At 58.6% G+C, this 25,609-nt stretch carries 28 protein-coding genes and 1 pseudogene; 8 read left to right on the top strand and 21 right to left on the bottom strand.

Annotated features, from left to right (window positions below; translation table 11 throughout):
* Positions 1 to 10: 10 nt before the first annotated feature.
* From I9018_RS31360 to I9018_RS31305, 12 genes and pseudogenes are all read right to left on the bottom strand, one after another.
* Positions 11 to 994: a BtrH N-terminal domain-containing protein gene (locus I9018_RS31360; RefSeq protein ID WP_241108308.1), complete on the bottom strand. Its 984-nt coding sequence runs from the start codon at positions 992 to 994 to the stop codon at positions 11 to 13.
* Positions 991 to 2,391, bottom strand: a complete 1,401-nt coding sequence (locus I9018_RS31355; protein WP_241108307.1) for an MATE family efflux transporter — start codon at positions 2,389 to 2,391, stop codon at positions 991 to 993. The genes I9018_RS31360 and I9018_RS31355 overlap by 4 nt, the downstream gene beginning before the upstream one ends.
* On the bottom strand, positions 2,375 to 3,280 hold the full coding sequence (locus I9018_RS31350; RefSeq protein WP_241108306.1) for a hypothetical protein: 906 nt from the start codon (positions 3,278 to 3,280) through the stop codon (positions 2,375 to 2,377). Before I9018_RS31350 ends, I9018_RS31355 begins: the two co-directional genes overlap by 17 nt.
* A 241-nt stretch (positions 3,281 to 3,521) precedes the next feature.
* Entirely contained in the window at positions 3,522 to 5,264 is a 1,743-nt protein-coding gene (locus tag I9018_RS31345; RefSeq protein WP_241108305.1) for a carbamoyltransferase C-terminal domain-containing protein, read from the bottom strand.
* Positions 5,261 to 6,439, bottom strand: a complete 1,179-nt coding sequence (locus tag I9018_RS31340) for a beta-ketoacyl synthase N-terminal-like domain-containing protein (RefSeq protein ID WP_241108304.1) — start codon at positions 6,437 to 6,439, stop codon at positions 5,261 to 5,263. The genes I9018_RS31345 and I9018_RS31340 overlap by 4 nt, the downstream gene beginning before the upstream one ends.
* Positions 6,436 to 7,170 (bottom strand): hypothetical protein, encoded by a 735-nt coding sequence (locus I9018_RS31335; protein ID WP_241108303.1) that lies wholly within the window; start codon positions 7,168 to 7,170, stop codon positions 6,436 to 6,438. The genes I9018_RS31340 and I9018_RS31335 overlap by 4 nt, the downstream gene beginning before the upstream one ends.
* Positions 7,163 to 8,023, bottom strand: coding sequence for a hypothetical protein (locus I9018_RS31330; protein WP_241108302.1), 861 nt, complete (start codon positions 8,021 to 8,023; stop codon positions 7,163 to 7,165). The genes I9018_RS31335 and I9018_RS31330 overlap by 8 nt, the downstream gene beginning before the upstream one ends.
* A 153-nt stretch (positions 8,024 to 8,176) precedes the next feature.
* On the bottom strand, positions 8,177 to 8,410 hold the full coding sequence (locus I9018_RS31325) for an acyl carrier protein (RefSeq protein WP_241108301.1): 234 nt from the start codon (positions 8,408 to 8,410) through the stop codon (positions 8,177 to 8,179).
* Positions 8,400 to 9,236 (bottom strand): hypothetical protein, encoded by an 837-nt coding sequence (locus I9018_RS31320; RefSeq protein ID WP_241108300.1) that lies wholly within the window; start codon positions 9,234 to 9,236, stop codon positions 8,400 to 8,402. The genes I9018_RS31325 and I9018_RS31320 overlap by 11 nt, the downstream gene beginning before the upstream one ends.
* Positions 9,237 to 9,285: 49 nt before the next feature.
* Entirely contained in the window at positions 9,286 to 9,969 is a 684-nt protein-coding gene (locus I9018_RS31315; protein ID WP_241110210.1) for an SDR family oxidoreductase, read from the bottom strand.
* A gap of 562 nt (positions 9,970 to 10,531) precedes the next feature.
* A pseudogene (locus tag I9018_RS31310) lies at positions 10,532 to 11,383 on the bottom strand (magnesium chelatase domain-containing protein); the annotation flags it as partial.
* 157 nt (positions 11,384 to 11,540) lie between these two features.
* Entirely contained in the window at positions 11,541 to 11,801 is a 261-nt protein-coding gene (locus I9018_RS31305; protein ID WP_068575920.1) for an accessory factor UbiK family protein, read from the bottom strand.
* A 412-nt stretch (positions 11,802 to 12,213) separates the two neighbouring features.
* Between I9018_RS31305 and glnK the strand changes: the two genes are divergently transcribed.
* From glnK to sutA, 4 genes are all read left to right on the top strand, one after another.
* On the top strand, positions 12,214 to 12,552 hold the full coding sequence (gene glnK, locus I9018_RS31300; RefSeq protein WP_002555808.1) for a P-II family nitrogen regulator: 339 nt from the start codon (positions 12,214 to 12,216) through the stop codon (positions 12,550 to 12,552).
* Between the two features lie 35 nt (positions 12,553 to 12,587).
* Positions 12,588 to 13,925 carry an ammonium transporter gene (locus I9018_RS31295; RefSeq protein ID WP_068575922.1) on the top strand — a complete coding sequence of 446 codons (1,338 nt, stop codon included), beginning with the start codon at positions 12,588 to 12,590 and terminating at the stop codon, positions 13,923 to 13,925.
* Between the two features lie 209 nt (positions 13,926 to 14,134).
* The gene (locus I9018_RS31290) at positions 14,135 to 14,560 is read left to right on the top strand and encodes a secondary thiamine-phosphate synthase enzyme YjbQ (protein ID WP_068575924.1); all 426 of its coding nucleotides are present in this window, start codon (positions 14,135 to 14,137) and stop codon (positions 14,558 to 14,560) included.
* Between the two features lie 102 nt (positions 14,561 to 14,662).
* A complete protein-coding gene (gene sutA, locus I9018_RS31285) occupies positions 14,663 to 14,986 on the top strand; it encodes a transcriptional regulator SutA (RefSeq protein WP_068575926.1) in 324 nt (107 codons plus the stop codon).
* 91 nt (positions 14,987 to 15,077) lie between these two features.
* Here sutA and I9018_RS31280 read toward each other — a convergent pair whose 3' ends face one another.
* The 6 genes from I9018_RS31280 to I9018_RS31255 are packed head-to-tail and all read right to left on the bottom strand — an operon-like array spanning position 15,078 to position 19,664.
* Positions 15,078 to 15,779 (bottom strand): HAD-IA family hydrolase, encoded by a 702-nt coding sequence (locus tag I9018_RS31280; protein WP_068575928.1) that lies wholly within the window; start codon positions 15,777 to 15,779, stop codon positions 15,078 to 15,080.
* Positions 15,779 to 16,675, bottom strand: coding sequence for a tyrosine recombinase XerC (gene xerC / locus I9018_RS31275; RefSeq protein WP_068575930.1), 897 nt, complete (start codon positions 16,673 to 16,675; stop codon positions 15,779 to 15,781). Before xerC ends, I9018_RS31280 begins: the two co-directional genes overlap by 1 nt.
* 2 nt (positions 16,676 to 16,677) lie before the next feature.
* Positions 16,678 to 17,403: a DUF484 family protein gene (locus I9018_RS31270; protein ID WP_068575932.1), complete on the bottom strand. Its 726-nt coding sequence runs from the start codon at positions 17,401 to 17,403 to the stop codon at positions 16,678 to 16,680.
* 13 nt (positions 17,404 to 17,416) lie between these two features.
* Positions 17,417 to 18,247 carry a diaminopimelate epimerase gene (gene dapF, locus I9018_RS31265; protein WP_241108299.1) on the bottom strand — a complete coding sequence of 277 codons (831 nt, stop codon included), beginning with the start codon at positions 18,245 to 18,247 and terminating at the stop codon, positions 17,417 to 17,419.
* Between the two features lie 4 nt (positions 18,248 to 18,251).
* On the bottom strand, positions 18,252 to 19,499 hold the full coding sequence (gene lysA / locus I9018_RS31260) for a diaminopimelate decarboxylase (protein WP_241108298.1): 1,248 nt from the start codon (positions 19,497 to 19,499) through the stop codon (positions 18,252 to 18,254).
* A gap of 9 nt (positions 19,500 to 19,508) precedes the next feature.
* Positions 19,509 to 19,664 carry a lipoprotein gene (locus I9018_RS31255; protein WP_083235631.1) on the bottom strand — a complete coding sequence of 52 codons (156 nt, stop codon included), beginning with the start codon at positions 19,662 to 19,664 and terminating at the stop codon, positions 19,509 to 19,511.
* A 228-nt stretch (positions 19,665 to 19,892) separates the two neighbouring features.
* On the opposite strand from I9018_RS31255, the gene cyaY reads away from it, so the two are divergent.
* The 3 genes from cyaY (at position 19,893) to rnk (ending at position 21,018) form a co-directional block, all read left to right on the top strand.
* Positions 19,893 to 20,225 carry an iron donor protein CyaY gene (cyaY, locus tag I9018_RS31250; RefSeq protein WP_068575937.1) on the top strand — a complete coding sequence of 111 codons (333 nt, stop codon included), beginning with the start codon at positions 19,893 to 19,895 and terminating at the stop codon, positions 20,223 to 20,225.
* A 4-nt stretch (positions 20,226 to 20,229) separates the two neighbouring features.
* A complete protein-coding gene (locus I9018_RS31245) occupies positions 20,230 to 20,463 on the top strand; it encodes a DUF1289 domain-containing protein (protein WP_124347110.1) in 234 nt (77 codons plus the stop codon).
* Between the two features lie 141 nt (positions 20,464 to 20,604).
* Entirely contained in the window at positions 20,605 to 21,018 is a 414-nt protein-coding gene (gene rnk, locus I9018_RS31240) for a nucleoside diphosphate kinase regulator (protein ID WP_022641793.1), read from the top strand.
* Between the two features lie 7 nt (positions 21,019 to 21,025).
* On the opposite strand, the gene I9018_RS31235 is transcribed toward rnk, so the two are convergent.
* The 3 genes from I9018_RS31235 to I9018_RS31225 all read right to left on the bottom strand — a co-directional run bounded on the left by I9018_RS31235 (position 21,026) and on the right by I9018_RS31225 (position 24,772).
* Complete coding sequence (locus tag I9018_RS31235; RefSeq protein WP_241108297.1) at positions 21,026 to 23,872, bottom strand: class I adenylate cyclase; 2,847 nt, start codon at positions 23,870 to 23,872, stop codon at positions 21,026 to 21,028.
* Between the two features lie 165 nt (positions 23,873 to 24,037).
* Positions 24,038 to 24,283 carry a TIGR02647 family protein gene (locus tag I9018_RS31230; RefSeq protein ID WP_068575942.1) on the bottom strand — a complete coding sequence of 82 codons (246 nt, stop codon included), beginning with the start codon at positions 24,281 to 24,283 and terminating at the stop codon, positions 24,038 to 24,040.
* A gap of 204 nt (positions 24,284 to 24,487) precedes the next feature.
* Positions 24,488 to 24,772 carry a hypothetical protein gene (locus I9018_RS31225; protein ID WP_241108296.1) on the bottom strand — a complete coding sequence of 95 codons (285 nt, stop codon included), beginning with the start codon at positions 24,770 to 24,772 and terminating at the stop codon, positions 24,488 to 24,490.
* A 123-nt stretch (positions 24,773 to 24,895) separates the two neighbouring features.
* Between I9018_RS31225 and I9018_RS31220 the strand changes: the two genes are divergently transcribed.
* Positions 24,896 to 25,555 carry a glutathione S-transferase gene (locus I9018_RS31220; protein ID WP_241108295.1) on the top strand — a complete coding sequence of 220 codons (660 nt, stop codon included), beginning with the start codon at positions 24,896 to 24,898 and terminating at the stop codon, positions 25,553 to 25,555.
* The last annotated feature ends 54 nt before the right edge of the window (positions 25,556 to 25,609 follow it).

Below are 25,609 nucleotides of genomic sequence, written 5' to 3'. Positions count from 1 at the left end.
CTTGTTCCATTCAGGATTCTTGGAGCATGTTGCTTAGGTGCTGCCAAAGTTCGAATGTCAGTGAATCGATCACGTCGAAACGCTTCTCCACGCGAGAGAGGATCAGAGGGGAGTTTGTCGCCTCGAATTTGAGTGCCAGCACCGATAAGGCGCGCCAGTGGTGGATTAGTGATTTGGTAATCTCACCCAGAGCGTCTTCGCAGCCAGCTCGCTGGAGCGATCGTCCCAGCAAGGAGAGTCCTGGAATCACGTAGAGAACCACTATGTGGTCGAATAGGCGATGTGCAGCAACTGCAGCGTGTTCCGGCGAGCCCCGAAAGTGCTCCATGCATAGATCCCGGTAAGCTGGCAGTGCGCCTCGATAGACGTCTTCGGAGAGGTATAGCCGGGCTTGTCTGAGTAGATTGGCTCGTACGTCGAAGGCAGGGGGGCTTGCATTGGGGTGCATCACTATAAAGTACCCCATATGGTCGTAGGTCTCTGTGCGCACTCGATCAGTGTGCGCGTTGGCGAATGCCTCAATCGACAGCCATGCCTCGCAACCATAGGACTCGTTATCGACGATAAGTGAGTCTAAAATCTTCACGTGAGTGGACGTGTCGTTCATCCCAATCACTAGTACTGCGTGCATATAACCCGGGTCGGTACTGTAGACCGGCGCGTAATCCAGATAGACGGAGTTGACCCACACGACTACGCCGTCGTGTTCGATCAATAGTGTCTTGAGTTGCGTTACCCAATCTCTATCGATCGGCAATCGCGCTACATGCGCACCTAATGCTTTGCAAGCACGAAGACCGACGTTTTCAACCTCGAAAGTGTATTCGGGCATGCCCCATTCATCTAAACCTGTTCGGTACAGGTAGCCGTCGCCAGCCTCAAGTAGTTGCGCTTCATCAATGAGGACACCGCCTCGTTTGGACAGTTGTGCCAGACTTCCTGTAAAGCAGTTGATCGCTAAAGGTGCGAAACGAATGACTTCGGTCAGGTTCATAGGGCGCTCTCGCTGGCTGGATGAGGATCAATGTGAAGACGGTTTTCGGCTCCTCGAATGGCTTTGGCTATTCGCCAGAAATAAATTGCGCCAATCAAAAATTCGAACACCGAACCTATAACCCAGCATGTCACCAGCGATGACGGGGCGTCGCGATTGCTCGTTGCGACGTAATAGATCAACGGAATGCTTATAAACCACATAAGAGCCAGGCGCACGACCAGCGAAAATCTGGCCATGCCAATACTCTCCAAGACGGCTGAACCCGTCATGGAGAAGACAAAGGCGGCGGAGAATGTCCACAGTACACGTTGTGTATCGATGGCTAGGGTGATGGTCTCCGGGTTGTGTCCTAGGTCACCGAAAGCCTTGAGCAAGATATGTGGCAAAGTGATTTGAACAGTGGAAACCAGCAATACGTAGAGCAGCTCTATGATCACGGTCACTCGCAGGATCATTGCCAACTCAGTGAATTGCCCCTTGCCCACTGCAGTGGCACACAGAATGCTGCAACCAATGCCTAAACCGATGAGCGGGATAATGCCCAGGTAATTGATTGTCAGATTGACGTTGTTTGCTGCTAGTGCACTAGAGCCCAGTACCGCGACTATCCATATGAACGCAGTGTTGCCGAGCTGATCCACCCCGGCGGATACACCACTGGGAACACCTCTACGCAGCAGGAAAAACAGCCGGGGCAGTAGGCGCTTGCTACGAGCAATGAAGATGTTCCTCAACTCAAGCCAGATTTCTCGAGGCAGCATTACTGCGTAGCACATCAGCATGGACAGAGTTCCGATCAACGTACCGATTGCGGCTCCGGCCATTCCCATTTCGGGCAGTCCGAACTTTCCGAAGACCAGGCCGACGGTGAAGATTGAGTCGACGATTTGACCAACGATTCCGACCATGAGCGTTTCGCGGGTTCGACCCACACCGTTGAAAAACGAGGACAGTGCCGTGTCGATCGTCATTACGCCACCGAAGATCGCCGCCCACAGCATGTACTGCGATTCGAGGCTGACAATCTGCGGTGGGCGGGAGCTGAGCTGTGGAATCATCGCGATTAGCGGGGCGGCGACAAACAGCAGGGCACCGAAGGCTATACCAAGGAACAGTCCCAGTGCGGCTTCGCTCGAAGCTTCGCTGAGCCCTGATCGTCCATTCGCCTGTGCAATAAAGGAACGTGACACCCCCACGGTGCTACAGAAGAAAGCGATAATCGCCATACTCGTGAATACAGCTGGACCAGAGGCGGCCAGCGTATCTTGTGAGTAGTGTGCGAGGCATAGCCTGTCGACAAGCATCATCAATAAATTGCCGACCATCGTCCCCATTAACGGAAACGAGACGATGACGATTCCTTTCGCCACCCTTGCGTCAAACCAGTGCCGCATATTCACATTCCTTTGTATTGCAGCTGCCGTGAAGGTCGCCCAACACATCGCGTAAAAGAGCCAGCAGTGTGTCGGGATTTCCAATCTGCGCTAGCAGCGACAACAGCAAACGCTCCATGCCGAAGGCGACACAGGCTGAATGCATGAGTGGCTCCGGGGCTTGCGGGCCGATCTTGAACGCGTTGGTAAATAGATCACGGTGCAAGTTGCGCGAACCCACGCTGACCTGTCGCTGTGACCATGGAATCAGTACCTCCAGTTTGACGCCCATTGCCAGTTGTACCTTTCGTGTGACCTCGGCGGATTCTCCGTAAAATACATCGCTGGCTCGATCAACGAAGGTGGACGGTACCAGACGCTTAATCAGCGCTACGGCACTATCGAAAAGTACCTGACACATATTCTCGACCTGCGGCTGTTTGCCCAACAGCACGAACTCACGCATGGTGAAGCTGCCCAAACGCGTCGATTCTTCCTGTATGGGCTCGAAGCGGTGGCAGTGTCCTAGTGCAGTGAAGCATTTCAAATCCCAGCTCTCGGTGCTTCCGGCCAGATGAGCAAACGTGTGGTAGCAGGTCGAGGGGCTTAGCACCCATTCTCCCTTGTCATTTTTTTCGCGCTGATCACTACATGCGTGTGGGCTGGCCGTCATGGGGATGCACGGTAGCTTGTTGAAAAATCCGATTTTCTCCAGAGCTTGACGCTCAATGAGTGTCGTGCAGGAATGCGCCGTGGCAGAGATATGCCGGGCCATGGTTTGCAGCAGTGCCTGGTCAAGTGCTTCGTAGGCTTCGTGGAGCGTGTCGCAAAACCGATAGCCGATAAGGCCGTTGCCGGATGCAACAACAGAGAGCAGGCGGCGGGCCTGCAAATCTTGCAGCTCGAACATGTCAATTACCCCTGTTGAATCATCATGGCGATTACGCGGTCAACCAGCGACTTGCAGTTGTTTAGGCGCAACGGCTGTAATGCCGCGTGGTCGAAGATGATTTGCAATCGATCTCCGACAGCGACAGCAGGCGCTTATGATCTAGTGAATGAATACGATCATGTTCAGCGGCGATGCCAGGCTGATTTGCTTGGTCGTGGAGAACGTGTGCATACCTCATCGATCGTCGGAGCCTCGTGGCTCAGGGTTTCCATACGATGAATCCCTCGATGTAAAGCGTATCCAGAGCGATGTTGCGGAATGTCGCGAGGGCGATATCTGGGGACATAATTAGGGGCTGGCCCTTCACGTTGAACGAGGTGTTGATTGAGCACCCGTAACCGCAGACCTTCCGAACTTCGGTTAACAAGCGCCAGAAGTTTTGGTTGAGTTCTTTGCTGACCACCTGGATCCGAGCGCTTCCGTCTGTATGGGCAACGCCGCTAACAGTGGCTATCGCGTCCTCACGAACGCGTGCCGTGCAGAGCATGTAACTGGTCGGTTGCAGTTTTCTCGATTCGAATAGACGGTCGCAGTCGATATCCAGTACCGCAGGTGCAAAGGGACGAAAAGGCTCTCTGAACTTCACCAAGCCGTTGATGCGGGCCTTGATTGAATCACCGTTGGCTCGTCCCAAAATAGAGCGATTTCCCAGAGCTCTCGGGCCGAACTCCATGCGTCCGTGGAACCAGCCAATGATTTTGTCGTCAGCGATGTCCTGAGCAGCCAAGGCAAAGTACTTGTCATTCAAGCCCAAATATTTCCACTGGAGACTTCCATCCGCTGAGGCATCAGCGAGTAGCTGGCGAATTTGCTCAACGCTGTATTCAGGACCTAAGTACGGCGAAAATCCGGTAACTAGGGGTTCAGAACAATGACAGAGTGCGGCCCCCAAGGCCGTGCCGTCATCGCCAGACGCTGGTTGAACAAAGGCGCGCTCGACTTCCGGCAAGTTGCACAGGCGTTCGTTCGCCTTGCAGTTGAGGAATGACCCGCCCGCAAGGCACAGCGACGACTCACCGCTGCGCTCAAGCCAGAATGCGACTAGTGATTCGAGCAACGACTCGAACGTGGTTTGCAGTGCAGCGGCAAAGTCGGCGTGCAGATCACTGAGTTCTTCATCAGATGCGCGCGGCGCAAGATTAAAGGTTGCAGCGAGGAACTCCATGGCTGCGGGGTAACCTTCTTCTGCGTTGGTCAGAGCCCCGGCTGGCCAGAGGATATTAATCGAGCCAGTTTTCGGGTCAAACTGCGCAAGGCTGTTGAAAGCCTCGGAGTACGCCGAGCCGTTGCCATAGGCCGCCAGCCCCATAACCTTGTACTCGTCACTGTTGAAAGCAAAACCCAAGAAGCGAGTACAGATCGAGTACAGTAATCCCAACGAGGCTTTGATGGGCTGACTATGTAATTTCTTGAGTTCCCGGTCCCGTGCCTGGAACACCGTCAGCGACTCGACCTCGCCCATTCCGTCAGAGACGATGCACAGTGCTCGATCATAGCCGCTGGTGAAGTAGGCCGAAGCTGCATGTGCCAGGTGATGCTCTACAGCTCTGAAGCGTGGAGCGACATCCTGCCAGCCGGCTTTCTCCAGCGCCGTAATGACTGACTTCCCGCTGAACACTTCATGGAATGACTCGCTTGATTGCGTGAAAAAACGCCGGTAACGGTCATAGTCAAAGCCATGGGCAATCACCTGCACATCGCTGGGCTGAATTTGTGCAGTGCGCAGGCAATAGTCGATCGCATTGAGAGGAAGTTCGCCGGTGCCTTTAATGCCGGTGAATCGCTCCTCGGCTGCGGCGGCGATAATCTCTCCGTCGATGATTAAGCAAGCCGCACTGTCCAGGCCCTGGCAGATGCGTTCGTCGATTTCCAGTGCTTCGGGATAGGAAGCGCGGTGGGCGCGTTGAGAGTTAGGTAATCCGCTAATTCCAAGAACAATCATTGTTCTATGACCTTGAAGATAGATATGGCGTTATTCCCGCCAAAACCGAAAGAGTTGTTCTGGACGTATTTCAGGGAACGAGACACTCCACCGGGCTGTGTCACTAGATCAAAGTCGTATTCGAAGCTCTCTGGATCGATATTGGTGGGAGGCAGCAATTGATTTCGCAGTGACAGGCAGCTCGCGACGGCACCGATCGCTCCGGCAGTAGCCATCATGTGTCCGACAGTGCCTTTGATTGCCGTTACGGACGACGACGTATAGGTTCTGCCGAATATTGTGCTTTCAGTGAGATCGTTGGCTCTGGTACCGGTACCATGTGCAAAGATTGCGCTGATGTCGCCGGCCTGCAGTCCGGCTTGCTGCAGTACTCTTTGGTGGCAGGCAGAAACTCCAGTTAGATCCGGGTTAGTCGGATGCGCGGCGTCATTGTTGCTTGCCACTGCCAGTAACTGGGCATAAGGGGAGGAGACGACGTCTTCGGCACGCTGTAACACCACAAAGGCACCGCCCTCGCTGATCGTAATATGGCGCCGGTCGCGGGAGAACGGTTTGCACTGCTGTTCACCTAAGGCTTTGAGAGTGTAGAACCCTGACCAGACCTTTTTCGAAAAGGCGTCTCCACCTCCAACCACAGCGGTGTCGACTGCCCCGCAATCGAGCATACGCAATGCAAACTCCAGCGCTACATTCGCCGAGGCACAGGTGTTATGAAAACACAATGCTGGCCCTACCGAGCCAATCGCGCGAGCTACGTTTTGGGCAATAGAGTGACTGGAGTAAGTGTTATTGCGCCAGCCCTCGTCATCTCCTTCGACGAGACGATCCAGGATGTCCGCCTCGGCTTCATTGTTGCCCACGCAGACTAGCGCGTTGCGCAGCGCTGCAGATCCGGCGGATAGGCCAGCGTCCGTGATCGCCTGCATCGCTGCATCCACTGCGTATAGTGAGGAGTCGGGTACATTTGGCCCGGTCGCGTCAGGTGCACGTTGCTTGAGCAGCGCTTTCTGTGTGTTATCAATGCGCCCGGCCTGGAAGTTCGGCTTCATCCCTGGATAAACCGGTGCCTGCGCGATGAAATTTGATTGACCGTGAATCAGTGCGGACCAGAACTGTGCAACGTCGATGCCGATTGGCGTCACCGCCCCGAGACCGGAAACATATATCGTGCTCAAACGATTTTCCTCTTAACAGAAATAGCGTTGTGAACCACCAGCCTGACGCCATGCGCGTCCCAGGCGCAGGCATCCCAGGCGAGAAACGAGCCGAAGTGATTGACACGGGTCTGCAGATGGACGGGCGCAGAGGCAATGTCTCGCTTCAGGTCGATGTCCAATGCATCGAACTTTGCGAAGACGTAGCTGGCTGCTGGCCCGCCTGCATGACGTTGTTGCAGCGCAAGCGCGAGGTTGCCTAACGCCTCGGTCAATATCAGTAATGTCGGATCGGGAATCTGCGTCAGAAAGGGGTGGTGCGCGATCACCTGCTGTAGGTCAATGTGTGTTTGGGCGTGCGAGCCGTCCTCATTGAGGTTGATTTGCTCCGGCAGAAACCAGTAGAGCGGCTCACGTGCTGGTGCGATTGGAGTTTTGAACAGGCAAGGCTCATCGGTGAAATTCGGAGCATTCACGGGGTTGCCGGCGCGAGTCGAGAACGAGCAACATAGGCCCGCATCGGAGGTGATCCGGGTCTCTGTGCCCTCATTCAGGTAAGTGACCTGCTGGCCAGGACGCACAAAAGACTTAAAAGCCAAGCGTTCGACATGGGTGCTTAAGTTGGCCTGCTGCGGTCGACGCTGCAGTTCTGTAAGAAGCAGCAACATGCCTGGAACAATAGGGGCATCGTTAAAATGCACCTTGAACACATCAAGACTGGGGTCGAAGATTTCGTCTCGACAGTTATTCATGATGGCGCGAGATCTCTATGCTAGCGGCGCTAGTCTGTTGTGCAAGTAGCAACGCAGTGCTCTGTCCGGGCTTCAAGGCCAGCACACCCTCAAGGAAATCAGCGAACACGAAGGCGCGATTGTGCTCGTTCAGAGGGGAGTCCGAATGGCTATCATCCGGAGGACACAGTTTCCCAAGTTGCTCACGACTGCAGCTGTCTAGGTAGATTCGTGCGCTCGGAGTGAGCGTTTTTAGGATCTGCTCCGCGCTTTCGTCGAAGCGGATTTTGGCACTAAATTGGTCTCCCTCTTTGAGCGCCAGGTAGCAGATGCCGGAGGAAACCTGAGCAGTGGGGGCACTCTTTAGGATGTCGTCGAGTGCTTCGCTAAAGTAAGTGTCACCGATAAAGACATGGCTCTTGGTACGCTCACGACCATGTATGTGGAGCAGACCGTGAAGCAATGCTAACGCAGGTGTCAGTGCACCAGCGTTCAAGGTGGCATTGCCGCCGCTGATGTGGCGACTGATGTTGATAAAGGTCGACGCAGAACTGGTTGTAGCATAGGGAAATTGCTGGGCCGACAGCGTTTTGTGATCGGTAAGTGCCTGATGCTGAAAGCGCAGCATGGCTTCGAAGTTGCCGTACTCGGTGCCCACAATGACCGTTTCGTCACACGAGCTGTCGGAATGGCTCATGTAGCGTTCTGCGAGGTAGAAGCATATGCGACTGAACGTATCGCAGAAACGGTCACCTTTGGCGTCGACCCAGTGACTGAAGTCTTCAGGTAGAAGGTCGGCGCCGGAATACGGTTTTGGCAATGCTGGATACATTGCGTATCGCTCAATCGAGAACTCGAAAGTCGCTTGGTTCATAGAGGGCTCTGAGTGAAAAGTGCGATTAAGCATTTCGATAGCCTTGGTCGGCATCGTGATAGCTTCGACAAGCCGAACGCCACGCTGCTAGCGTCTCAGGTCGATGCTGATGCCGATGCCGATGCGCGCTTAGTGCAGCCGTTGGCTAATGAATCAGGCCTTGGCATTCTCGATTTCGTGCCAGAGGTCTCCAACGGTGCGGGCACGTACCAATGCGTCCTCGTCCAACTCAGTACCGAACTCTCGCTCTACTGACATCACGACATCGATCAGCTTCAATGAATCGATTCCCAGTGCTTGTAGTTCTTGCGAAGCGTTGATTGGATAGTTGGAGTCGAGCTCAGCGGCGGTTCTCAAAATTTCTGAAAAACGGATATCAACAGGCATAATCGGGCTCTTTTGTTTTATATGAATGGGACGGCTGTGGATATGAAAGTGAAGACTCAATTTCCGTGTAAATATCGCAGACAAACTCCCGCGTATCAGCGATTGCGGAATTAAATCCATCCTTTACTTGGCTCGCGTCGATAGTGCCCTCGACGATCAGCTTTTCGATAGATTCACATGTTGCTTTGGCATGTGCTTCTTCGCCGCTTTCATCCATGTGAATGGTAAAAAACTCATCACAGATGATAATGTTAGAGAACTGCTCTATCAGCGCCCTATGGATAACTGCAATCTGGAAGTCTGCTTCAGTCTCGACGCCCAGTGCATAGCCAAGTGCGAATCCCAACGTCTCGCTGTAGCCTGTTATCAACTTGTCAACAAAGCGTTGTGCGGTGAGCGGTCGTTCACCGACGTCAAAGCCAAGGCTCTGGATGAAGTTACTAAGCATTGTCGAGTGGCAACTCGGCGTATTTTCTTCGCGAATGATGCTCTTTATGTAGGCACGCCAGCTTTCATTTGTGTGAGCTTTCAATGCGGCCGGTAGTACCTTCTTGTTAAAGCCTTGGCTGGAGCCCCAGTAATAGGTGCACAGAAAGGATCCTAAGGCGCGGGATGACATTTTTCCGTCCAGCAGCGTCAGGTACATCGGGTTTTCGATGTGATCCAGCTCCAGTATTCCATGCTTGAGCAGGCGGTTCAGCCATGGAAGAGTCGAGGGGTCATCTCGTGAAGCGATCCGTTCGCGGTAAAGTTGATTTGCTGCGGACCGAGCGTTGTCTAGTACTGTGTCCTGCGTTTTAGCAAAGGCTGTTCCCAAGGTCGTCATTACGTCATACCTTCCTTGTATGAGAGGTTCCAGTGGGGATCGATCAGTATCAGCTGGTCAAACCACCATCGAGCGCGAGTGCCGTGCCTGTAAGGTAGGTCGAGTCGAGTGTTGCAACGCAGAAGTGAGCGACTTCATCAGGAGTGGCCAAGCGCTTGAGTGATGCTTCCCTGGCCAGTACGACCTTCTTTTCATCAGGCAGATGAGCCAGCATTCCACCGTCGACATAACCGGGCATGACCGTATAGGCGCGGATATTGAATCGGCCGTAGTCGTGCGCGATGTTTAACGCTAGTGCGTTCAGAGCTGCCTTGGAGCAAGAGTAAGGCGCAGCCCCCGTGGCACCGCGTACAGCTGCGGTAGAGGACACGAACAGGAAAACACCTTTACGTGCTTTGATGAAGTGAGGAAGTAGGTGGCGGACCACGCGCGCGGCGCCGAAGAGGTTAACGTCAAATGTCTTTGACCACGCTTCGTCGCTCAATGTATGGATCAGGCCGTCGATAGAAAGTGCAGGAGCGTAAACAACTGCATCGATAGTGCCAGAAATGGCAATTGCCTGATCTATTGCGGACTTTACGCTCTCATCCGACGTTACATCCATGAGCAACCCAGAACTGTCGACAGATCGTTGGGTGCTGAAGACTTTATAGCTGTTACTTTCGGCGCACCGAATTATGGCGGCCCCAATTTCACTTGAGCCGCCAACCACTAATAAATTTCTAGATAGCATATGTAAGGCCAAAAAAGTTAGAGGAATAACCGCAACCATTGCACTACTGAAAGCACGAAGCCTTCAGGACCTCATCATCAACTTCCGAGTTGATGAGCATTACTACTCTGTCGAGTGCCTTACATTATCGCTTAAACATTACAAGCGCTGTGATTTATAGCTCGAGCCGAAATCGCCTGTCAAGAATTTGATGCTTGTGTAGTGTTTTAGAAATGCCTCTGAAAATTTAGGTCGGGCTTTGTAGAAACCCACTCATCGAGAGTTGTGCATCTACATGGGCCGACTGAGCCGTTCCTGGTTACCCAGCGACTGTTCGGATACCTGGCTCTGGACAGACCAGGTTGTGCGCTTGAGTCCATCGTTGCCACCTGCGAATTGCGATGTTTAGCCGGTTCAGCATACAACGGCGCCTGGCGTCAGAGCTGTGCACCCGTTCGCTTGGGGAAGATCTGTGCGACAGAATATCCCCCTAACTTCTATAGATTGGAGTACGCAGTAATGTGAAATGGCGACTTTACTCGTTGTCGCATTAATTTCCGAAAAGTCGCATTTATTTCAAAATCCTACAGCCTCCACCGACCAGGACGGGCCCCGACGCCGAGTGGTGAGGCTGGCGAAACGGACGTTGTGGCCAATGAGTGAGCGGTGCGAGGCTACTCACCGACTGGATGGCCGCCACCTCCAGCGCCTCGTGTTCTTCCAGGGGCGGCAGCAAGCCGGGCAGGCGGCTGGCGAGCAAGGTCTTGCCGGTGCCGGGAGGGCCGCAGAACAGCAGGTTGTGGGCGCCGGACGCGGCGACCAGCAGGGCGCGCTTGGCAGCCAGTTGACCCTGGACTTCGCTGAGGTCGGGGTAGGGCGTGTGGTTGAGCGGCAGGCCTTGGGGCGCGCATGGTGGGATCGGTGCCTGCCCATTGAGATGAGCCACTGCTTCCAGCAGGTGGTCCACCGCGATCACCGTCAAGCCCGAGGCCAGGCAGGCTTCCTCGGCGTTGGCCCGGGGCACCAGCAGGCGGTGCCCGGCATCGCGTGCCGCCAGCGCGGCCGGCAAGACACCACGTACCGGGCGCACAGTGCCGGACAAGGCCAGCTCCCCGAGGCATTCGACGTTGTCCAGCGCCTCTGTCGGCAGTTGCCGGCTCGCGGCGAGGATGCCCAGGGCGATCGCCAGGTCGAAGCGCCCGCCATCTTTGGGCAGGTCAGCGGGTGCCAGGTTGAGGGTGATGCGTCGGGCGGGGAAGTCGAACCCGCCATTGAGGATCGCGCTGCGGACCCGGTCCTTGCTTTCCTTGACTGCCGTTTCGGGCAGGCCCACCAGGGTCAGGCTAGGCAGGCCGTTGGCCAGGTGCACTTCGACGCTGACTGCAGGTGCTTGCACGCCCACCTGGGCGCGGCTGTGGATGATGGCCAGGGACATGCGACGTTCTTCCTTGCAGCGGCGGGAACCGCGTCCTGCGGTGTTGCAAGGATAGGCGAGGGGGGCAGCGCAAGCGCTGGGCAATGCAGACAGGATGTGTCGCCGGCCTGTCCTTCAGCTGTGCTGAAGGCGCGCGGCCGGCGAGGAGGGTGTCAGCTCATTGATCCTTCGGTTCCAGCCTGGCTTCCAGCTCGGCGACCTTGGCTTCCAGGCTCTCCAGGCGAGCCCGGGTGCGGGCCAGGACGACCATCTGGCTATCGAACTCGTCCCGGCTGACCAGGTCCAGCTTGCTGAAGCCGCTTTGCAGCAGGGCCTTGAACTGGCTTTCGATTTCGTTGCGGGGCAGAGGCGTTTCGCCACTGAACAAGCGTGAGGCGTGGCCGCTCAGGGTGTCGAGGAGGTCTTTGGGGGCGAGCATGGGAATGTCCTGAAGAGCTGATGGGGCGCAGTGTATCACGCACGAACCGAGGGCTTGGCGCGGCGGAGGCTGCACGTTTTTTGCGCATCTGGCCGAATGCTGGCGCACCGTTATTGTGCGTATCTGCGGCACTGTTTCATGGCCCTGCAGGCTGAACGCCAGCAAGGGGCTGAAATCGTTGGCATTTCCCGACCTGGCAAGCTTTCTGCTTAGACCCTGGTGACCCATGCACTGATGCAGTCGCTGTGACGAATGCAGTGCGACCGACGAAACGGGGGAGTGTTTCGTCAGGGCGGCTAGCGTCGGTCCGGCTGAGGAAGGCCGACGATGCGTTACAAAGCCAGGCACTGCGCTTAGACTTGAGTCGGGTTTGTTTTCCTGGGGCAAGTCCACCAATTCGGGAGAGAGTTTCATGAAGCTAGTCACCGCCATCATCAAGCCGTTCAAGTTGGACGACGTGCGCGAGTCGCTGTCCGAAATCGGCGTGCAGGGCATTACCGTCACCGAGGTCAAGGGCTTCGGTCGGCAGAAGGGCCATACCGAGCTGTACCGCGGCGCGGAATACGTGGTCGATTTCCTGCCCAAGGTGAAGATCGATGTCGCCATCGACGACAAGGATCTGGACCGGGTCATCGAGGCCATCACCAAGGCTGCCAACACCGGCAAGATCGGTGACGGCAAGATCTTCGTGGTCAATCTGGAACAGGCTATTCGCATCCGTACCGGCGAAACCGATACCGACGCAATCTAAGCCGCCCCAAACCCAACGCCCCAGGAGAAAACAACATGACTCTGCGTAAATTCGCAGGGCTAGGAGCCCTTTTGCCCCTCGTAATGCCTGGCTTGGCCATGGCGGCAGACGAAGCGGCTGCTCCAGTCCTGAATTCCGGCGACACCGCCTGGATGCTGACCTCCACCGCCCTGGTACTGTTCATGACCATCCCCGGGCTGGCGCTGTTCTACGGCGGCATGGTGCGTTCCAAGAACATTCTTTCGGTCATGATGCAGTGCTTCGCCATCACTGGCCTGATTACCGTCCTGTGGTTCATCTATGGCTACAGCATCGCGTTCGACACCAGCGGGATGGAAGCTGGCGTGGTCAATCTCAATTCGTTCGTTGGCGGGCTGTCCAAAGCCTTCCTCGCCGGTATCACCCCGGCCAGCGTAACCGGTCCGGCAGCGCTGTTTCCCGAGGCGGTGTTCGTCACTTTCCAGATGACCTTCGCCATCATCACCCCGGCGCTGATCGTTGGGGCCTTCGCCGAGCGGATGAAGTTCTCGGCCATGCTGATCTTCATGGGTATCTGGTTCACCGTGGTGTATGCACCGATCGCACACATGGTCTGGAGCGGTCCGGGTTCGCTGATGGGCGACTGGGGGGTGCTGGACTTTGCCGGTGGTACGGTGGTGCACATCAATGCCGGTGTCGCCGGGCTGGTAGCCTGCCTGGTGCTGGGCAAGCGCAAGGGTTTTCCTACCACGCCGATGGCTCCGCATAACCTGGGTTACACCCTGATGGGCGCGGCGATGCTGTGGATCGGCTGGTTCGGCTTCAACGCCGGTTCAGCTGCCGCGGCCAATGGCACTGCCGGCATGGCGATGTTGGTGACCCAGATCGCCACCGCTGCCGCAGCCCTGGGCTGGATGTTTGCCGAGTGGTTCACCCATGGCAAACCCAGCGCCCTGGGGATCGCATCGGGCGTAGTGGCTGGCCTGGTGGCGATCACGCCGGCGGCGGGTACCGTGGGCCCGATGGGCGCCTTGATCATTGGCCTGTCGGCGGGTGTGGTGTGCTTCTTTTGCGCAACCAGCCTCAAGCGCAAACTGGGCTATGACGACTCCCTGGATGCCTTCGGCGTGCACGGTATCGGCGGTATTCTCGGAGCGATCCTGACGGGTGTGTTCGCCGCGCCTTCCCTGGGTGGCTTCGGCACCGTGACCGACGTTGCCGCCCAAGTCTGGGTCCAGGCCAAGGGCGTGGGCCTGACGGTGATCTACACCGCCATTGCTACTTTCATCATCCTCAAGGTGCTGGACGTCATCATCGGGCTGCGGGTGACCGAGGAAGAGGAAGCGGTCGGCCTCGACCTGGCGCAGCACAACGAACGTGGCTACAACCTGTAACGGCGCCAACGAAAAAGCCCGGCACTGGCCGGGCTTTTTTTTGCCTGGGTTTTGATCTCGGGGAAGGCTGAAAGGTTTTTCTGGTAAGCCTTGGCATGTTTGCCATGGCGATTTTTAGTAGGGCAAATGCTTACACTAAAGCAGGATTATTAGGCGCTTTGTTTTTTTCCTGAGCGCGCTAGAATGCGCGCCGAAGTGCGGAGATAGGTATGTGGCAACAGACCCTGATTACCCTGCGGGCCAGGCCCCGGGGCTTTCACCTGGTAACGGACGAGTTGCTCGCCGGCCTGCCTGAGTTGAAGGCATGTCGAGTGGGTCTGCTGCATTTGTGGCTACAACATACTTCGGCCTCGTTGACCGTCAACGAGAATGCCGATCCGGCGGTTCGGCGCGATTTCGAACGTTTCTTCAATGCCCTGGTGCCGCAAGGCATGGCTGGGTATGAACATAACGACGAAGGCGCGGACGACCTCCCGGCGCACTTCAAGGCCAGTTTGCTAGGCTGCCAGTTGACTTTGCCGATCTCGGCGGGACGCCTGGCGCTGGGCACCTGGCAAGGCGTCTATCTGGGCGAGCATCGTGATCACGGCGGTGCTCGCAAAGTCCTTGCCACCTTGCAGGGTGATAAGGCATAAGCCGCTGAGTATCAGTGGACGTTGATTTTTTTCCGGCGGCCTTCGACAGTCGGCCGAGCTGGGCTATAACTAATCTGCTTTTCGCAAGTCATGAGGTAGAACATGAGCGACGATGATCTGGAAAACGACGACCTCGAAGTAGGTGACGAAGACGAAACCGAAGAAGGTCTGGAAGCGGCCGCCGACGATGTGGCGGAAGACGATGGCAGTGATGTTCCTGCTCCGACCGCCAAAGGCAAGTCCAAGGCGGCCGTCTCGGTAGACGAATTGCCGAGCGTCGAAGCCAAGAACAAGGAGCGCGATGCACTGGCGCGTGCCATGGAGGAGTTCCTGGCCCGTGGCGGTAAAGTGCAGGAAGTCGAGGCCAACGTGGTCGCCGATCCGCCCAAGAAGCCTGATAACAAGTACGGCAGCCGGCCTATCTGAGCCTTGCTACTTGCTTGCTGAAAAAACCCGCCGTCGCTGCGGGTTTTTTCATGCCTGGGCAAACAGCTGCGGATCGGGCGCGATGCCAGTGTTACAGGGACTTCCAGCGCCCGAGCAAGGCTGGAAGCTCGGTCAGGCTGCGGATCTGCGCATCGGGTGCGCGTTCGGCCTCCCAGGCCTTGCCACCCGGGTTGAACCAGATGGCGCGCAAGCCGGCCTGCTGGGCCCCGGCAATGTCGTCGCCCGGGTGGTCGCCGATATGCACGGCGGTATCGGCAGTGGCGCCCCCGCGTTGCAGGGCCTCCTGAAATAGCCGGGCATCGGGCTTGGCAATGCCGATGTCCTCGGCGCACAGGGCGAACGTGAAGTAGTCCGCCAGGCCCAGGCGACGCACGTCGGCGTTGCCGTTGGTGATCACTCCAAGGGCGAAGTGATTGGCCAGGGCCTCCAGGGTTGGCTGTACCTCAGGAAAGACATTCAGTTGATGCCGGGCGTGCAGGAATGCTTCGAAGCCTGCTTCGGCCAGCTGGCTGGCCTGGGCCTGGTCATACCCGGCTTCTTCCAGGGCATGGAACAGTACTCGAAGGCGCAGGGCGCTGATCCGGTGCTTGAGGCCGGGCTCACGTGCCAGTACTCGTTCACGAATGGCCCATAAGTGTTCCACCGGTACGCCACCCAGGTTCGGAGCGTGCTCTGCCAGCCATTGGCGCAAGGTGGCCTCGGCACTGACGATCACCGGGGCGGTATCCCACAAGGTGTCGTCGAGGTCGAAGGTGATCAGCTTGATGGTCATTACTCACCGCCTTTATTGCGTTTGGCCCGTGGATGGGCGCTGTCGTAGACCGCTGCCAGGTGCTGGAAGTCCAGGTGGGTGTAGATCTGCGTGGTCTTGATATCCGAGTGCCCCAGCAGTTCCTGCACGGCGCGCAGGTCCTGGGAGGATTCCAGCAGGTGGCTGGCGAAGGAGTGGCGCAGCATGTGCGGGTGCAGGTTCTGGCCCAATTCGCGTTCGCCCGCTGCCTTGACTCGCAGTTGGATGGCGCGGGGGCCCAGGCGGCGGCCTTTCTGGCTGACGAAAAGGGCGGTGTCCGGTGGATTGCTCAAGGCCCGTAGCGGCAACCATAGTGCCAGGGCCTCGCGGGCTTTCCTGCCTACTGGCAGGACTCGGGTCTTGCTGCCCTTGCCCTGGACCTGCACCAGGCCATCGGCCAGGTCCAGTTGTTCGAGATTCAGGCTGGTGAGTTCGGAGAGGCGCAGCCCGCAGGAGTAGAACAGCTCCAGGATGGCTTGGTCGCGGTGAGCCAGGAAGTCGTCTTCTACTGCGCCGTCGAGCAGTTGCAGGGTACGGTCGGTATCCAGGGTCTTGGGCAGTCGTCGTTCGCCTTTGGGCGGGGACAGGCCATTGGCCGGATCGTGATCGCATAGCCCTTCGCGGTTCAGGTAGTGATAGAGCCCGCGTACCGCGGACAGCAAGCGGGCCAGGCTGCGGGAGGATTGGCCCTGCTGGTGCAGGCGTACCACCAGGCTGCGCAGGCCCTGGATGTCCAGGTCGGTCCAGCTGTGCACCTGTTGCTTCTCGCAGAACCCCAGCACCTTGCCCAGGTCGCGCCGGTAGGCTTCCAGGGTATGGGGCGACACCTGGCGCTCACTGCGCAAGTGTGCGCAGTAGGCGTCCAGTTGTTGCTGCATGTTCAGCGTACCGAGCGCAGTGAGTGGGTGAAGCGCGGTAGCACGCGACCGGTGACTTCGGCGATGTAGTTGAGGAACAAGGTGCCCACCGAGCTCTTGTAGTGCTGCGGATCGCGGCTGGCGATGGCCAGCACGCCATGCATCCCCTGATGAGCCAGGGCAACCACGGCTGTGGAGCCGATCTGCTTGCGCTGTTCTTCTCCGAAGAGAAAATCCAGCTCATGTTCGCGCAGGGCGCCAGCGACGCTCTTGCCTTCGGCCAGCAGGCCCCCGATAGCCCCCTGGGCCTCGGCGGCGGAGACCCAGCGGCCAACGGGCATGGGGCTGTCGCTGAACAGGATCAGGCTGACGAAGGGTACCTGGAACTCCTGGCGCAGGCTGTCCTCGACGCTCATCACCACCTCTTCGAGGCTGCTGGCGTCCATCAGCGCGAGAATCAGGCGCCGGGTCTTGTCGAACAGGCGGTCATTGTCCCGGGCCACGTCCATCAGTTGCGACAGGCGATGGCGCATTTCGATGTTGCGCTCGCGCAGGATCTTCATCTGCCGTTCCACCAGGGAAACGGTATCGCCGCGCTGGTGGGGGATGCGCAAGGCCGGGAGCAGTTCTTCGTGGGCGACGAAAAAGTCCGGATGAGCCTCCAGGTAGGCGGCAACGGCTGCCGCCTCCAGGCTCTGGACGGGAGATTCGTCGGGCGTTGTCGTGGGAACCTGTGGCTGATCGGTCATGGATTTCGCTCGCTCATAGACGCACCTGTCCTTCGTATACGCGTACTGCCGGGCCGGTCATCATCACCGGTTGGCCTGGGCCCGCCCATTCGATGGACAGGCGCCCGCCTGGCAGGTCGATCAATAGCGGCGAATCCATCCACCCCTGGCTGATCGCGGCCACTGCAGCGGCGCAGGCGCCGGTGCCGCAGGCCTGGGTTTCCCCGGCGCCACGTTCCCACACCCGCAACTGCGCGCGTTGACGGTCCAGTACCTGGATAAAACCGACATTGACCCGGGCCGGGAAGCGCGGGTGATGTTCGATCTTCGGACCCAGTTCATGGACCGGTGCACGGTTGATGTCATCCACCCGCAACACGGCGTGGGGATTACCCATGGAAATGGCGGCCAACTCGACCTGGCGACCCTCGACGTCCAGCGTATAGCTGGTGGCCTGGGCTGGTGCTTGAAATGGGATATCCGCCGGTACCAGGCGCGGTGGTCCCATGTCGACGCTGATCTGGCCGTCGTTGCGCACATCGAGTTCGATGACGCCGCTCTTGGTTTCTACGCGGATCCGGCGCTTGGTGGTCAAGCGCTTGTCCAGCACGAAACGGGCAAAGCAGCGAGCGCCATTGCCGCATTGCTCCACTTCCGAACCGTCGGAATTGAAGATCCGGTAGCGAAAGTCCACATCCGGATTGGTCGGGGCCTCGACGATCAACAATTGATCGAAACCGATCCCGGTATTGCGATCCCCCCATTGCTTGGCGTGCTTGGGTTGAATATGCGCGTGCTGGCTGACCAGGTCGAGGACCATGAAGTCATTGCCCAGGCCGTGCATCTTGGTAAAACGCAGCAGCATGGTCTTACTCCGGCAACAGGCTTTCGCCAGCGAATAACTCGGCTAGCGTCTCGCGACGGCGCACTTGCACAGCCTGGTCACCATCGACCAGGACTTCGGCGGCGCGGCCGCGGGTGTTGTAGTTCGAACTCATGACAAAACCATAGGCACCGGCCGAATGCACCGCCAGCAGGTCGCCCTCGGCCAGGGCCAGGGCGCGCTCCTTGGCGAGGAAATCGCCGGTTTCACAGATTGGGCCGACGATGTCGTAGGTTCGGGGTTCGGTATCTCGTGGGCGCACGGCACTGACATTCATCCAGGCCTGGTACAGCGCCGGACGGATCAGGTCGTTCATGGCGCCGTCGACGATGGCGAAGTCCTTGTGTTCGGTGTGCTTGAGGTACTCGACCCGAGTCAGCAACACCCCGGCATTGGCGACGATGAAGCGTCCGGGCTCGAACACCAGGGCCAGGTCGCGCCCGGCCAGGCGCTCACGCACGGCCTTGATGTAGTCGGCTGCCAGGGGTGGCTCCTCGTCGCGATACCGCACTCCCAGGCCTCCGCCCAGGTCGATGTGGCGCAAGTAGATGCCGCACTCGGCGAGGCGGTCTACCAGGTCCAGCAGGCGCTCGAGGGCATCGATGAAGGGCGCCAGGCTGGTCAGTTGCGAGCCGATGTGGCAATCGACACCGACGATTTCCAGGTTGGGCAGCTGGGCCGCGCGGACATACACATCCTCGGCGGCAGCAATGGCAATGCCGAACTTGTTTTCCTTGAGCCCGGTGGAAATGTAGGGGTGGGTGCCTGCATCCACATCGGGATTGACCCGCAGGGATACCGGTGCACGTACGCCCATCTGCGCTGCCACTTCCTGCAGGCGCTCCAGTTCTTCGGCAGATTCGACGTTGAAGCAATGGACGCCGACTTCCAGGGCGCGGCGCATGTCGTCGCGGGTCTTGCCAACGCCGGAGAAGACAATCTTGTCCGCTTGCCCGCCCGCGGCCAGCACCCGTTCCAGCTCACCTCGGGAGACGATGTCGAAACCGGCGCCCAGGCGCGCCAGGACATTGAGTACGCCAAGGTTGGAGTTGGCCTTCACCGCGAAGCAGACCAGGTGCGGCATGCCGGCCAACGCCTCGGCGTAGGCTAGGTACTGGGCCTCGATATGCGCGCGGGAATAAACGTAGGTGGGCGTACCGAAACGATCGGCAATGGCGGACAGGGCTACGCCTTCCGCGAACAGCTCGCCGTCGCGGTAGTTGAAAGCGTCCATGGCGAGCCCTTAGTAGGTGTCGAAAGTGTCGTGCTTGTGCGCCTTCGACTGTTCCTCGGGGGATTTGCTGTCATCTGGCAGGTACAACGGGCCTTTCTGGCCGCAGGCGGTCACGAGGCAGGCAACCGCGACAAGCGCAGCGAGGGCGGAGATCAGGCGCTTCATGGCGAAATCCTTGAGAATGCGTAAATTGCGCCCGAGTATACCGGCCACCCGGCAGCTTGCCTATGCAAGGAAAATCCCGCCTGGCGGGCCTTTGCCGGTGACCGGCTGGCAGTGTTGGCGGATTGGTCGTGGCAGGTATCGGCCGCTCCGGTATTCTTTGCATTCACCGGGAAGCGCCCGTATCTTGCGGCGCTTGAGCGTGACTAGATACTGACCGAGGTTCCTGCAATGAGTTTGACCGAAGCGCGTTTCCACGACCTGGTGGATGCCACCCAGCAGGCGCTGGAGGATATTTTCGATGAGAGTGACCTGGACATCGACCTGGAAAGCTCGGCCGGGGTGCTCACCGTCAAGTTCGATAATGGCAGCCAGGTGATCTTCAGTCGCCAGGAGCCTCTGCGCCAGCTGTGGCTGGCTGCGCGTTCGGGCGGTTTCCACTTCGACTATGACGAGGAGAGCGAGCGCTGGATGTGCGACAAGAGCGAAGAACAACTGGGCGAGATGTTGGAACGCATCGTGTTCGAACAGGCGGATATCAAGCTCGAGTTCGAAGGGCTTTGATTTCGTGAGCCAGCCCAGTACGGTCCGTCCGCCCAAGCCGCTGTTCAGCAATGTCAGTCCGGCGGTGCGCTCGCCCTGTATCAGCCTGTGCCGCCTCGACGAGGAGAAAATCTGCCGGGGCTGTTTCCGGCACGTGGAGGATATTCGCGAGTGGCGCTCGGCTGACGACGAACGCCGTCGAGTGATCTGCGACCAGGCGTTGCAGCGTAAACAGGCGGCGATACCAGGGGGGTTGTAGTTCTGGTCCGCACGGTTTGTTTATTCGGTTCGCTGTGATAGTGTCCGACTTCGCCTCGCTACCTCGAGGCTGGTGAGAACCCCGTCTTATTTGGCGGGGTTTTGCTTTTTTGTGCAGAAAAAACAGGAGTCAGCCAGGATCATGAGTACTGCACCATCCATCATCCTTACCCGCCTTGACGTGCAACGTCTGGAGCGCCTGATCGACAGTCTGGACGACTCGCTGCCAGGCGTCATTGCACTGCAAGCCGAGCTGGATCGTGCCGAAACACTGGTGGGCCACGATGAGGTCCCGGCCGGTGTCGTAACCATGAACTCGCGGGTGCACTGCCGTGAAGAAAGCAGCGGCAAGGACTACCACCTGACACTGGTCTATCCCCAGGATGCCAATGCCGACGAAGGCAAGATCTCCATCCTCGCGCCGGTGGGCAGCGCCTTGTTGGGGCTGCAGGTAGGGCAATACATCGACTGGCCGGCCCCGGGCGGAAAGACCCTGAAACTGACGTTGCTGGAAGTGGAATACCAGCCGGAAGCCGCAGGCGACTTCCACCTCTGATTCCTGTCTAGACCTGTTCGAGCGCGTCGTTCAAGGCACGCTCCAGGCTGGCCTTGTAACGCAGATACAGAATGCTCGAACCTTGCCCATCACCGAGCAGGCCGGACAGGTCCAGATCGGTGATGTAGCAGCGGTAACGCTCCGGTTCGCGGCGCTGTTCGACGATCTCCTGGACGACTGTGCTGAACAGTTGGTCGCCATATTCCAGCTCGGAAAACTCCCTTTGATTGCAGTACAGCGAGACTTGCACCTGACCCGGTGCCGCCTTGCCGACGATTGCCTGCACATCATAAAAAGCCTTGTCGACCGGAGTCAGTGGTACCGGCCGGACCTCTACCCGGCGTGCTCGGGCGGTGCCTGAGGGCAGTATCTGGAAGTAGAGTGTGTCTAAAGGTTTCTCGCTTGGAATGCTGTCCATGGGCAGCAGGGCCTCGCGCCGATAAAGGATCGACTGCAGGAAGCGCTGCAAGGGCACCAGAAGGCTCTGCTCGTCGTGGTAGGGCAGGGTCTGTTGCCACAGGGCATTGTGCTCGTCCAGGACATAGAGCTCGGCCTGGTCTTCGCTGATTCGGTAGAACACCTGGATGCAATCCGGTTGGCCCATGGGCAGGATCAGTGCCAGGTCGTGATCCTCCAGGGCCATGGGGTCGAGGTGCAGGGGGCTGTAGCGGGTCTGTTCCTGTCCCAGGTAGTCCAGCAGCGCGGCGGGGGTTGCCAGGGCCCGGTGCCGAACCTGGCCGGGCACCAGTTCGAGCACGTGATAGTGCTGCTGGACCTGGATCAGGTAGCGATAGTTGAGCTGGCTGAGCAGCAGGTTCTGTGCGGTCTCGAACAGCTCTTCCACCCGGCGGGCGATGAATTGCGCACGGTTGTGGCAGAAGCAGCGGACCCGCAGCCGTGGCTGGGGGCCGGCAGGCAGGTTGTTCAGGTAGTCGCGCAGGCAATCGAGCAGGGCATGCTCGCTGTCGTAGCGGCCCACCATGACCTCGTTCCAACTATTGAGGGTGACCTGGTCCAGGGTCAGCACCAGGTTCTCGCGAACCCCTGCGTAGCTCAGGGAATCGGTTCGCTCGGTGGTCATGTGGATGTTCAGCTCACGATGGTGCTTGAGCGGATCGACCCCCACGTTCACCAGGACCAGCACTTCGCTGGGCACGCTGGCATGCAGCAGTTGATCTTCGCTGGCGGCATTGAGCGGGAGGGCGACGGTTTGCTGCAGGCTGCCCAGCAGGTTGAACAGCTCGAACTCGCTCAGGTCGCTGCTGCCGGGATGCAAGGCCAGGCGGGTACTGCTGTCGATCACTCCGTTGCGGTGACACCAGGTGAGCAGTTCCAGCAGCTCGCGGCTGCGTTTGATCGGGGCGAAGTGTTCCCACTCCAGGGCCGTCAGGTTGCCGTTGTACAGGCCCCAGTGCGTCTGGCCGGGTTCCCTGCGGTTGGGCGATTGCACCAGGGTCAGGGTATCTTCCGCCAGGTCCGGGGCGATGCCCGGGTTGATGAATTCGATTTTCCCCGCCTTGCGTTCGAAGGCTGCGTACAAGCGCCGGCCCAGTACGTTGAGGTCGCGCTTGTTGATCAGGCTGGCAGCTTGCTCGGTGCGGGCGAACTGGGTCAGGAAGCGATAGCTGTAGTTGAGCTCGTTGACCAGGGCGCGGCGTTCGCTGCCGACCTGGCGCACTTTCCACTGGCTACGGCTGTCGAGCAGTGCCAGCTGGCGGTGGTCCCAGCCCCATTCGTCAGCCAGGCGCTCCAGCAGCGCCCTTTGCCAGCTCGGGCTGCGAGAGCCATTGCCGGCCGTCAGCTTGCGATTGACCTTGAGGTACAGGCTGCGACGTACCAGCTCGAGGCGCTCGGGTTCGCCGCGGGCCTTGAGGTACTCCTCTATGCGCCGGTAGACCACGATGTACGGGTCCAGCTCGTCCAAGTCCAGGCGATTGGCGAACACGGCCTGCTTGAAGCGCAGGCTCAGGCACTGGACCTGCGGGTGCTCGCTGGCATAGACCTCGATCAGCAATAGCTTGAGTACGGACTTGTAGGGCGACTCGATGCCCTTGAACAACTGCCAGAGCCCGGCTCCGATGAATTCCCCGGGAGGAATCCGCGCCATGTGCCCCAGGTCGAGGTTTTCCTCGGCAGAGACGAAGCGCTTGGACAGCAGCGTGTGGATGTACTGCTCGTAGCGAGACTCCTCGTACACCGGCACCAGCCACCACAGGGGGGTGCGCCCGGCCAGCCAGATGGCGGTGCGATAGAACTCATCCAGCAGCAGGTAGTGCTGGGTGGTGCCGCAATCGTCCGAGCTGAGCTGGGTATCGCGTTCGCCACGGACGAAGCGGCTCGGATCGATGAGAAAGAAATGCGCTTCGGCGCCCTGGCTCTCGGCCCAGGTTTCCAGCAACTGGCATTTCTTCTGCAACTCGGCCAGTTCGTTTTCACTCAGGTTCGAGGCGTGGCAGACCCATACGTCCATATCGCTCTGGTCGGCTTGGGCCAGGGTGCCCAGGCTGCCCATGAGGAACAGGCCATGGATCGGTCGCGGTGGGTTGCCGTGGCGGGCCTTGTAGGAAAAGGAACGGGTCAGGCGCTGGGCCTCGGCCAGTGCAGCCGGGTCGGGCTCATAGTTGGACAGGCCCGCAGGAGTTGCACCGGAGACATAGCCGGGGAGCAATGGGTGATTGACGTGAAAGAACAGCGGCAGCAGGTTGAGGACCAGTTGCTGGCGGGCCGACAAGCCCTCCATGGCCCGGGTCATGCGTCCTTCGTTGAGGGTGAGAAAGCGTGCACGGAGCTTGCTTAGAACCTTGCGATCGATTCCTTCATCCAGGTCGGGACGGATTTCATGGGTATGGGGCATTTCAAGCGGAGCTCGAACGTGGCGGAGTCAGGGTGTAGCCAGTCTACCGGCAGACAGGGCTGACTCTTAAGCTGATTTTATTTTTGACGCCAGATTTCTAACGCATTGGTGCAAGGCAGCCTACGGAATCCCGACGGACGGGAGTCCCGCAGGCGAGGGAAGTCTTCAGGCGGTTTCGGCGACGTTGAGGATGGTCAGGAGGCCCTGGGCATGTTCGGCGGCATCCCGGCCGAGGCTGGTGAGGTAGCCACCATCGGGCTGGGTGATCAGTTCCTTGGCATGCAGGCGCTTGGCGGCTGCGATAGCGCTGGGGGTAGCGGTCTGATGGATCTTCAGGCCTTCCTGGGAACTGTCCAGGTTGAAGAGTGCAAGGATTTCCAGTTCGGCAACCAACTCAGGGGTATACGACATAAGGACTCCAGACTTTCTAGGAATGAGAGGTCAGCGTTCTTAAGGTGACCGCACAAGGGCGGTGTGTCCAGCGTTCGCTGAGTACTTTTGCAGCCAATGGCAGCGGTGTTTGGCCGCAGGGTGGTTGCAGTGTAGTCAGGCGCTGGGCGAAAGGTCGTATCAGGTGCATGGAGCGTTGCAGGGGGCAACGCTCCGGCGGGAGCTTCACTGTTTCTCGGGAGGCAGTTCCGGCAGGGCACGCAAGGCCGCTTCGTACCACTGGGTGTCGAAAGGCCGGTCTTCCTCGAGGATCGCATCGATCTCGATGGCCAGGACATGGGCCATCAGGTTGAGGATTTCTTCCCGTTCGTAGCCCACCAGGGTCAGCTTGTTGAAGGTGGCCTTGGCGGCCGGCGGGTTGTCGCTTTCAATCTGGTTCTCGATCGCTTCGACCAGGGTATTTTCGGCGAACTCTTCTTCGTCGTTGTCGATATCGGTTGGCTCGCTCATGGCAGGCTCCTCAAGGAAAGGACGCCAGTCTACTCGCATTCAGGGAAGTGATGCTGCTGGCCAGAGTGGCAGGGACCTTCTATAAAAATGCTGCCAACCCCTGAACGGCCTGGAGGCTAAGTGATGCTCAAGCTTTATGGTTTTTGTGTCAGTAACTACTACAACATGGTCAAGCTGGCGCTGCTGGAAAAAGGACTGACTTTCGAGGAGGTGGCGTTCTACGCCGGCCAGGCGCCAGAGGCGCTGGCTATCAGTCCTCGTGGCAAGGTTCCGGTCTTGCAGGTGGCCCAAGGGTTCATCAATGAAACCAGCGTCATCCTCGAATACCTCGAGCAGACCCGGTCGGGACCGGCGCTGTTGCCGGGCGAGCCGTTCCAGCGGGCCCAGGTGCTGGCGCTGGCCAGGGAAATCGAGTTGTACATCGAGTTGCCGGCACGCACCTGTTACCCCGAGGCTTTTTTCGGCATGACGGTGCCGGAGACCATCAAGCAGAAGGCCAAGGCTGACTTGCAGCTCGGTTTTTCCGCGTTGGCGCGGCATGCTCGGTTCTCGCCTTATGTCGCTGGCGATAGCCTGACTGTGGCGGACCTGTACTTTCTCTACAGCGTGAGCCTGGCCCGGACGGTTGGGCAGAAATTGTTCGAGGTGGATTTCCTGGCGGCGATGCCGGAGGCGAAGGCCCTGCTGGAGCGCTTGGAGCAGTTGCCCAATGTCCAGCGTATTGCGGCAGACAGGGAGGCAGCGATGCCGCAGTTCCTGGCCATGGTGGCGGCCAGGAAGTAACCGCGCCCTTGCGGGTGCGGCTTTGCTGGCAGCCTGGGGCGATCTACCACCCCA

Source organism: Pseudomonas sp. MPFS (assembly GCF_022537035.1).
Lineage (GTDB): Bacteria > Pseudomonadota > Gammaproteobacteria > Pseudomonadales > Pseudomonadaceae > Aquipseudomonas > Aquipseudomonas sessilinigenes.
This window is presented reverse-complemented; position numbering and strand designations above follow the sequence as displayed.